General features: G+C 59.4%; 7 protein-coding genes. 2 read left to right on the forward strand and 5 right to left on the reverse strand.

The genetic code is table 11. The features are described from left to right. Window positions 1-33: 33 nt before the first annotated feature. The 5 genes from ABIB73_RS24765 to ABIB73_RS24785 all read right to left on the reverse strand — a co-directional run bounded on the left by ABIB73_RS24765 (window position 34) and on the right by ABIB73_RS24785 (window position 6,948). Complete coding sequence (locus ABIB73_RS24765) at window positions 34-1,236, reverse strand: glycosyltransferase family 4 protein (RefSeq protein ID WP_354228246.1); 1,203 nt, start codon at window positions 1,234-1,236, stop codon at window positions 34-36. Window positions 1,237-1,456: 220 nt separating this feature from the next. After that, the gene (locus ABIB73_RS24770) at window positions 1,457-2,680 is read right to left on the reverse strand and encodes a polysaccharide biosynthesis/export family protein (protein ID WP_354228248.1); all 1,224 of its coding nucleotides are present in this window, start codon (window positions 2,678-2,680) and stop codon (window positions 1,457-1,459) included. A 588-nt stretch (window positions 2,681-3,268) separates the two neighbouring features. Beyond that, a complete protein-coding gene (locus ABIB73_RS24775) occupies window positions 3,269-4,042 on the reverse strand; it encodes a 2OG-Fe(II) oxygenase (protein WP_354228249.1) in 774 nt (257 codons plus the stop codon). 567 nt (window positions 4,043-4,609) lie between these two features. After that, window positions 4,610-5,764: a glycosyltransferase gene (locus ABIB73_RS24780; RefSeq protein WP_354228251.1), complete on the reverse strand. Its 1,155-nt coding sequence runs from the start codon at window positions 5,762-5,764 to the stop codon at window positions 4,610-4,612. A gap of 71 nt (window positions 5,765-5,835) precedes the next feature. After that, the gene (locus ABIB73_RS24785; RefSeq protein ID WP_354228253.1) at window positions 5,836-6,948 is read right to left on the reverse strand and encodes a glycosyltransferase family 4 protein; all 1,113 of its coding nucleotides are present in this window, start codon (window positions 6,946-6,948) and stop codon (window positions 5,836-5,838) included. Between the two features lie 270 nt (window positions 6,949-7,218). Between ABIB73_RS24785 and ABIB73_RS24790 the strand changes: the two genes are divergently transcribed. Together ABIB73_RS24790 and gmd are read left to right on the forward strand one after the other, a co-directional pair. Further along, window positions 7,219-8,238 carry an NAD-dependent epimerase/dehydratase family protein gene (locus tag ABIB73_RS24790; protein WP_354228255.1) on the forward strand — a complete coding sequence of 340 codons (1,020 nt, stop codon included), beginning with the start codon at window positions 7,219-7,221 and terminating at the stop codon, window positions 8,236-8,238. 139 nt (window positions 8,239-8,377) lie between these two features. After that, on the forward strand, window positions 8,378-9,120 hold a 743-nt coding region (gene gmd / locus ABIB73_RS24795; RefSeq protein ID WP_354228257.1), incomplete at its 3' end, for a GDP-mannose 4,6-dehydratase.

The raw sequence follows: 9,120 nt of genomic DNA on the forward strand, positions 1-9,120 counted from the left end.
TAAGCTTCTGTGAACGAACCCCGAGAGTCCTTCTCATCTTTCTCCATCGGCGTTCGAGGTGCCTTCCAAATAGACGTCGAGATATTGTCCGGTAACAGCTTCGGCTGTGAAGCTGGCTGCAAAGTCAGGCCGCGGTGGGAAAGCCTTCTTCCATTTCGCTGCCTCGCTGATTGCCTGCTTCATCAGTTCGGCTAGTTTGTGGAAGTCACTTGGCTCGTACGAGCCGAGTGACGTCGACAAATGAGAGATTTCCGGTATTCCGCCGGCGGTAGAGCAAATGGTCGCCCGACCGGCATTGATGCTTTCTATCAGTGTACGCGGCAATGGCTCCGGCCAAACCGAGCTAATTAGGCAAACATCCACGGCGGAGTAAAATTCCGCGGACTTTACGAAGCCAAGCCATTTGATCCTCGGATTATCATACCGTCCCTTCAACTCTCGCTCGTAAGCTTCGAGGCCCTTTCCGGCGATTTTGAGTTGCCACCCCGAATCGGGGAGCAGCGAGGCCGCCTTGAGGACGACATCGATGCCCTTTTCCGGCTCAATGCGGCCGATGAAGCCGAAAGTCAGGTCGGGGTCCGAGGACGGCGGCGCAGGCCGCACGCTGGAGTCCGCGATGTTGTAGATCACCTTGTGAGATACGTCCGGAAAGAATCCGAGTTTCTGGTGCCGGTCGAGCACGTATTGGCTGTTGGAGACCACCGCGTCAACCATACGGGACGCGTAGAGATGCGGCATGGTCATCGTCTTGCACGCGAGGCAACGCCGTTCGCACGTGGCGCCTTTGCTGAAAAGTGTCGATCGCTTGCAGATGAGCGAGTAATCGCGCAGCGTATGGACGATGCGGATGTTGCGACGCTTGGCCTCCGCCCACAACGACACGGAAAATCCGGTCAGATTGTTGGTGTGAACGACATCCGGTTTCTCGGTGTCGAGAATGGCGCCAAATCGCTTTGCGGCCCGCCTGTTCCAGGTATCGCGCAGATGCCATCGGAGACGGTCGAGCGGAGGCGGCTTGCGGTTCTGTCCAAACGGCCAGTACGCGTTGTCGATCTGCACCCTGTAGGTACGGATTCCGTTGCGATCGCCGACCGAGACGTCGCCCGCCTTTTGCAGGCAGACGACGGCGACCTGGTGGCCGTTGCGCATGAAGGCTTCTGCGAGCAGTGATACTGATACTTCGGCTCCCCCCATGATGTCGGGCGGATAGAGGGTATTCACGATGAGTATCTTCAACGATCGCCTCATGCGTTGATCGTGACGGGGGCGCACCTCGCTTGCCACGCAATGGCTGGGTCTGCAATCGCCTTCGGCCCCAAAACCGCGTGAATGATCACGCCGGGACGGGACCGCAATAGTCACGCGTCATTCAAGAAGCGGGCCATGAAAATCTGCCCGGACCTCCGCAAGGGCGGAACCTGTCCGGGCAGACCCAAACTGTCGAGCGTCGTCGCTCTTACTTGGAGTTGACCACGACGCTGGAGATGTTCGACGCGTTGGTTGAAGCTGCGTCCAGCGGGGCCATGAGCTTGATAAATTCGGTCGATGGCGATTCCGCGACCGAGATCACGTCGTGATCGCGCATCCTGAAGGTGTCCGCCTGGAACCAGCCATCAGGCTTGCTCATGTCGAACTTGTAGACGGCCGGAACGGTCTTGGTCGGGAATTGCGACACGTCGACACCGATACGCTCGAGCAGCGGCTTCGGCTCGAAACGATAAACGTAGATCGACTTGGAATCGGCGCGGACACTATCGAGACCGCCGGCTTTCGCGAGCGCCTCGGCCAGCGACATGTTGTCGTTCTCGAAGGTGAAGCGGCGGTTGTTGGTGCCACCGATCGATCCGGGCGACGGCGTCGAGCCGAACGCCATGTACACTCGGGGAATGCGGGTGAGGAAGACGACGTCGCCCGGAGCGAGCAGCACGTCCTCGTTGGGGTGATGCACGACCGAGGACATCGACTCGTCATAGGTTCGTCCCTCGCGCTTGATCGTAACCGTGCTCTCGTAGGACGGATATTTGGGGCCGCCAGCGCGCGCGATCGCGCCCATCAGGCGAATGCCGCCCGGGTCGATCGGAAAGCGCTGCGGCGAATTGACCTCGCCAAGCACGCTGATCTGGTTGCCGCGCTGTTCGGCGACGCTCACGACCGCCTGCGGATCGATTGCGCGATCCTTGAGGCGTTCGCGGACGATGTTCGAGACGGCACGCGGCGTCAGTCCGGAGACCTTGATCGATCCGGCATAGGGGATGTTGATGTTGCCGGACTGGTCGACCTGCTGCCGCGGGATATCGACGAAATTGCCCGGCCTCACGCCCGCTTCGCGCGGAATGAACAGGCCGCCCGCCTGGGCTTCGTAGACGGTCACGGTGACGATGTCGCCGACGCCGATCGTGACGTCGCGGTAATTGCCGCCGGGGAGGCGGGAGAAGATCATGCCCGAGGTGTCCGTAAACGCGTTGGTCGCCTGCAGCACTGCCGGATTGACCGGCATCAGCGCATAGGCAAGCGGCGCGGTCGGTTGGGTGACCAGCGCAGCATTTGTTTGCGTGGAAACGGCGTCAGGAGAGTCTAAGGGAATGAAGCCCGCGCAGCCCGTCAAGCAGATGCTGATGGCAGCGACGGCTAGAATCCGGCTAATCCCGAAATTCGAATAAGCTTGTTCGGTCTTAGCCAATGTCAGTTCCTCGCACTCACCCTAAAGTCTGAACGACCGTAGCAACCATCCTGCTGCCGAGTCACTGCTGCGTCTTCGTGTTTATGGTAAAGCACCTATGGCTGTGACCTTATTGCAACTTTTCGGTTCCAGTGCGCCAGTAATCGCCATTCAGAACCTGTGCGGTCTGCTCGATTTATTCAGCAAGGGGGCGCGGGGTGGTCAAATTGATGTCACTTTTCTGGCGCGTTTGTCTTTGTCTGGACGATGAGCGACCAAAAAGTACTATACCGAAGTTCCAGTTCTCACTTGGAGCGAGATGCTTGCTCGCCTGTTCGGCTGGGCGGCGGAGGCGGCTAGCCTGGGATTGGCCCCTCTATTTCGAAGCGGATCGTCCGGGCATCCAGGCGACAGCTGGCGGTCAGCCTTCCTCTTGGCCACGTCATTCGGACCCAGTGCGACAGCTCGTGAAGCTTGATATCGAGCGACTACGGCATCAGGTGCCGCAAAATTGAGCCTGCAAACGTTGGCGGGCGCGTTTTCGGATAGGGAGAATCACCAAAACGGTAATTCCGTGGTTGGAAAGTCCTTTCCAAATGTCCTTCTACCTTACCTGCCTCTGAATTTATCGATCAGCTTATATTTTACAGAGGACAGAAAGTCGGAAATGCCTCTAGAGCGGTATTCGCTGATACCGCGTTTGGTTCTTCTCGCGTCGATTGGCTGTGCGGGGCTGTAATAATACAGGGCGATTGAATCTCTCGTCACACCCTCAGGACAACTCAGTGGGTCCGGATGGCCATGGTAACTGCTTTCATCAGTTGAAAAAACTGCAACCGTGTTCAAATCCGGAGCGACCGACGCTTCCTTGCGGCTCATGTCCCTTGACCATAACTCAAGAGAGCCGCCCCAAGACTCTTGCCAGCCGGAGTTCAAATAAATGAGCAAATTAAGTCGGCGGTATAGGCCGAGTTGTTCGCTCCAATTGAAGTCTGCGTGCACCTTGAGGAAGCCGCCGGTCCTCGAACTATGAATCCCTCCTCCAATCAATCGGGGGTCGCCGACCAGATCCTTTTCTCCGGTCATGTCTTCCAAGAACTTGATGAAGCTGGGATGGTGACAAGTATCAATCAATTCTCGTACGGCGGGTGGCATTCTCTCGTACGCTCCGCAATAGCGCTTCTTCTGCGTGCCGTAGAAATCCTTCTCTCCATCAAAAAAAGAAAACTCTTTAACCTGCCTCGAGATTTCGGCAATTTGTTCCGCGTCCCAGAAGTCTTTGAGGGCGATATGGGGGAAGGGGCGAGCCTGCCGATAGGGAATAGCGAAATCTTTGCCATCTAATGCGAGATTTGATCGTACAATACTTGATCGCATAAGCATGCTTTTGCCCCGCCAAAATCATCGTTAAGTAAGTATTTTTTAAATGCGGGTACGTCTTATGGCAAGTGACGCCGCATCCCGTCGAAGCCGGATTGCATATTTAAGATTAAGCGCATTATTATGTCTAAGATTAAGCGCATTATTATGGCGCCCCTAAACGAAACGGCAGTTTGCCGCTCCGTTTAGCTTTCTGTCTTTAAATCGTGAGTAAATGTGGCGGGCGCCGCAACGGCGACACTCCCAAATTCACGCGTTCGGCGCGATCGCGTCTTTTCATGATGCAGGCGGCATTTTCGCAGTGGGATTCCTGCCCCGTTAACGGTCCTGCCAGGAAGCGGAGATGCTTGTAAGATCTTGCTAATTTGGGTCCGGCTAGTTGGTCAGTCAACCAACAAGGAAGGCGAGAACGATGTTGCAAATCGGATCACTGCTATTCGCGGCAGGCTTTCTCACTTGCGCGATAATGGTCGCGTCCGCGGTCGCGTGGTCGTTCTCCGATAACCGCGTGACCGACCTCGAACTCAGGAGCGGCGATGCTCGCCCGCTGGCCTGAGCAAGTTATTACGATCAGAGATTGTTTTGTAGGTCGGATTGCAGCTCTGTCTGCTGCCCGGCTTCAGTCTCGCGCATGTCCGGGACGTCGGCATACACCTGATTGAGGGTGCGGTGGGTCTGCTCGATGTCGTAGAGGCGGATGAAACGCTCGTATCCGGCCCGGCCGACCGCAGGCAGATCCAGTCTGGTCGCGCGCTGAAATCCTTCAACCAGCTTTTCGGGCGAGACCTCGTCGCAGAGCACGCCCGTCACACCGTCTTCGACGATTTCCGGCAAGGCGCCGATGCGGAATGCGATGATCGGCTTGGCCGCCCGCATCGCCTCGATGGCGACCAGGCCGAACGCCTCCCAGCGCGACGGAATCGCGACCATATCTGCCTGGTCCAGTTCGGCTTCAATCTGGTTGCGGTTCATCCAGCCCAGCAGCGAGACGTTGGCCGGCAAGTCGCTTCTGCGGAATTTGCTGACGACCGAGGCGCCGATGAGGCGCACATCGAGCGTGTCTCCGAGCGCACGGGCCGCCTCGATGAGGAGATCATACCCCTTCTGACGGTCGAGGCGTCCGATGAAGAGGACCTTGATCTTCTCCGACCGCCACGGCGCCGCGCTCGCGTCGAGCGCGGGGCGCCGTTTGGAAATCCCGTTGTGCACAAGGACCAGGCGCTTCGCCGCGATTCCGACGCGCATGGCATCGACCTGCTCGCTTTCCGAGATGCAGACGATGCGATGGGTCAGCTTCGACAGCACGCGTTCGGTGAACTGCGTGACCGCGCGGCTAACGCGGCCCGTCTCGCGGCCGAAGGCCCACCCGTGAGGGCAATAGACAATGCGTGAACGTCGATAAGTGAGCCACAGCACCGGGCGCACCACGAGCCCGGCGAACGACGAGTGAAGATGGATGATGTCCGGCCGAAGCTGCCGGACCGCGTGCATGGTTGCGGACAGCATGCGAAACAGGCCGACAGCGTTGCGGCCGTCGCGCGCGAAGGTGGTGACGGCGTCATCCTCGATGTTCACCAGGTCGCTGCGATGGTCGGACGGAACAACATATTTGACGTTTCCGCGCCCGAAGCTGTCGCTCTGATGCGGATGAAGCTCGTTGAGGTAGGTTGCGATGCCGCCTCTCACCGTTTCGGCGACATGCAGAACCTTCAGGCCGCTGGACAACGGTCAGTCCTTCCTTGTCTTGCAGACACCACGTGTAGCGCCTCCAAAGTAGCAATATTTGGGCCGCGTCATCATGTCGGGCGGCCGGATGCACTTTGGGGAGCCGGCCTGGCAAGGACTTCGAGCATGGCTGCGGCCGACTTGGCCCAGGAATATGAGGCCAGCCGCTGCCGCTGCTTCTCTTGTTCCGCCGGTGAAATCCGGCCCAGTTCAATTCTTTCGTGCATCCGGGCCGACAGCTCGTCCGCGTTGAGTGGATCGAAGTAGGCGGCGGCATCGTCGCAGGTCTCGCGCACGGCATCGGCGGAACTCGCGATCACCGGACAGGCGAAGAACATCGCCTCCAGCGGAGGCACGCCAAATCCCTCATAGAGGCTCGGAAACACGAACGCCGCAGCTCGGGAGAACAACGCCGCGATCTCTTCGTCCTTCACGCGCCCGGCGACGACAACGCCGGGCGTCGCCCCCGTGGCGCCGCCGCCAAAGACCTTGCTGTTGTCGCCGCCGACCACGACCAGCGGAAAATCGGCGCGGCCAAGCCGCTCGGCCGCGCGAATGGCGGTGTCGACATTCTTGTTCTTCGTCATCGAGCCGACGAAGAGGAAGAACTGGTGGGGCGCAAGATGCAGCTTGTCGATGATCGAGAAATCGGGCTCGATGGTCGCGAAGTGTTCTGCGCTGTTCGCAATGACGGGGATCGACGCGGGATCCACCGACAGCACTTCGGCAAGTTCGTTGCGTGAAAACGCCGAAACTGTTGCGATCGTTGCGGTGCGCGCCAGCAAATGGCCGAGCGTCCGATGCAAGGCGAGGTAGCGCCAGCTGAAGAAGTCCGGTCGCCTGAAAACCTGCGCGTCGTGAATCACGACCAGATGGTCGCGATGGAGCACGGGGCCGGAATTGGCGAGGCTGACGAGACGCGTGCCGGCGGCCGCGCGCGCCAGATCAATCTGGTCCCATGCGTGTCCCTGCAACGATCCGACCTGCTTGATATTGAAACGGCGAAGACCGGCGAGCGTCTGCGCGTTCGGCGGCGCAAGGATCTGCCACTCTGCATCCAGCAGTTGCTGTGGAGCCTCTCCGCTCGCGAGCAGGCGGTCCATCGCTTTGACCATTTCGGCGGCATAGCGTTGCACGCCCGTGAGCGATTGTGACAGGAACCTGCCGTTGATGGAGAGTTTCAAAGCCGAACTTTTTCTTTGCGGGTGTCTTACGCGAACAATGCCTCAAGACTGAGCATTCGCGCCGAATATACGTTCTATCGCGTATAGCACACGTGGCGATATCGTCAGAGCATCCTCGCAGGCGGATAGCATGCGAGGATGCATGGCGCCATCATGTTTCCTACACATTTCGATGCGCTTACATGGGCCCGCTTGGCCTGATGATTGTCGTTATCGTCAAAACCTTGCCTCTCACGTCCTGGTCTGGCATTGCTTCGCGGAATGAACGAGATGACAACTTTGCGGCCAGTGATCGTTACCGGTGCTGCCGGCTTTATCGGAATGCATGTTTGTGAGCGGCTGTTGGCACGTGGCGAGCAGGTCGTTGGCATCGATGCGTTCACGCCATATTACGATCCGGCGCTGAAACGTGCGCGCCTCGAAACCCTCAAGCATCGTCCCGGCTTCTCATTCTACGAGATCGACCTCGCGGACTTCGCCGCAGTGACGCGCGTTTTCGACGAGGTTTTGCCCGACCGCGTCGTGCATCTGGCGGCGCAGCCCGGCGTGCGCGCGTCGATCGACGATCCCATCACCAGCATCCGCGCGAATTGTGACGGCTTTGTCACCGTGCTCGAAGCCGGCCGGCGCCATGGCCTGGCGCATCTCGTCTACGCCTCGTCGAGCTCGGTGTATGGCGCCAACCGTACCCTGCCGTATTCGACCGAGCATTCGGTGAACCATCCGGTCAGCCTTTATGCCGCGAGCAAGAAGGCCAACGAGCTGATGGCGCATACGTTCGCGCATGTTCACAAGCTGCCGGTGACCGGCCTTCGCTTCTTCACCGTCTACGGTCCGTGGGGTCGGCCCGACATGGCCGCCTATCTGTTCACGCGCGCGATCTTCGCGAATGAGCCGATCAAGATTTTCAATAATGGCGACATGTGGCGCGACTTCACCTATGTCGACGACATCGTCGAAGGCGTGATCCGCACACTCGACCGGCCCGCGACGCCGAATCCTGCGTGGAACGCCGAGCAGCCGGAAAATTCAACGAGCTATGCGCCGTATCGCGTCTACAACATCGGCAACAACAGGTCGGTCAATCTGCTCGAGTTCGTCGAGACGCTTGAGAAGATCATCGGCAAGCCTGCGATCCGCAAGCTGCTGCCGATGCAGGCCGGCGACGTCCTGGAGACGCGCGCCGACATTTCCGCCCTCCAGCGCGACGTCGGCTTCGCGCCTTCGACGCCGATCGCGGACGGCCTCGGCCGCTTCGTCGAATGGTATCGAAAGTACCACGGCGTGTGATCCCGCGATCGACGGCACATGCGTGCCGTCCGGAAGCGCCGGTTCATACGCTTTTGGTCTTCGGCGACCTTGTCAGGGGGCGCGAACGGTGGTTATCCCGTGATCTGAACCCCTTTGACCCGTAACCAGGCGCAGGCCCATGGCTGAGCGGATCGCTCTCATCACCGGCGTGACCGGCCAGGACGGCGCCTATCTCGCCGAATATCTGCTGTCGCTCGGCTATGTCGTGCACGGCATCAAGCGGCGTTCGTCCTCGTTCAACACCGCGCGTGTCGACCATCTCTATCAGGATCCGCATGTCGGCAACGTGCCGTTCCAGATGCACTACGGCGACATGACGGATTCGACCAATCTGATCCGCCTGGTGCAGCAGATCCGGCCAACCGAGATCTACAATCTCGCGGCGCAAAGCCATGTCGCGGTCAGCTTCGAAAGCCCGGAATACACCGCCAATGCCGACGCAATCGGCGTGCTGCGGCTGCTCGAGGCGATCCGTATCCTCGGCATGGAGAAGGAGACGCGGTTCTACCAGGCCTCCACCTCCGAGCTCTATGGTCTCGTGCAGGAGATCCCGCAGAAGGAGACCACGCCGTTCTATCCGCGCTCGCCCTACGGCGTGGCAAAGCTCTATGGCTACTGGATCACGGTGAACTACCGCGAAGCCTACGGCATGTTCGCGTCGAACGGCATCCTGTTCAACCACGAGAGCCCGATCCGCGGCGAGACCTTCGTCACCCGCAAGATCACCCGCGGCGTCGCCCGCATCGAGGTCGGGCTGGAGCAGACGCTCTATCTCGGCAATCTCTCGGCCAAGCGCGACTGGGGCCATGCCAAGGACTATGTCGAAGGCATGCATATGATCCTGCAGGCCGACAAGCCGGA

Source organism: Bradyrhizobium sp. F1.4.3, assembly GCF_040548375.1.
Lineage (GTDB): Bacteria > Pseudomonadota > Alphaproteobacteria > Rhizobiales > Xanthobacteraceae > Bradyrhizobium.

What these genes read in the sequence shown, in the direction of transcription:
- ABIB73_RS24775 (WP_354228249.1), bottom strand. Translation starts at nt 4,042, where the DNA reads ATGCTTATGCGATCAAGTATTGTACGATCAAATCTCGCATTAGATGGC.
- ABIB73_RS24790 (WP_354228255.1), top strand. Translation starts at nt 7,219, where the DNA reads ATGACAACTTTGCGGCCAGTGATCGTTACCGGTGCTGCCGGCTTTATC.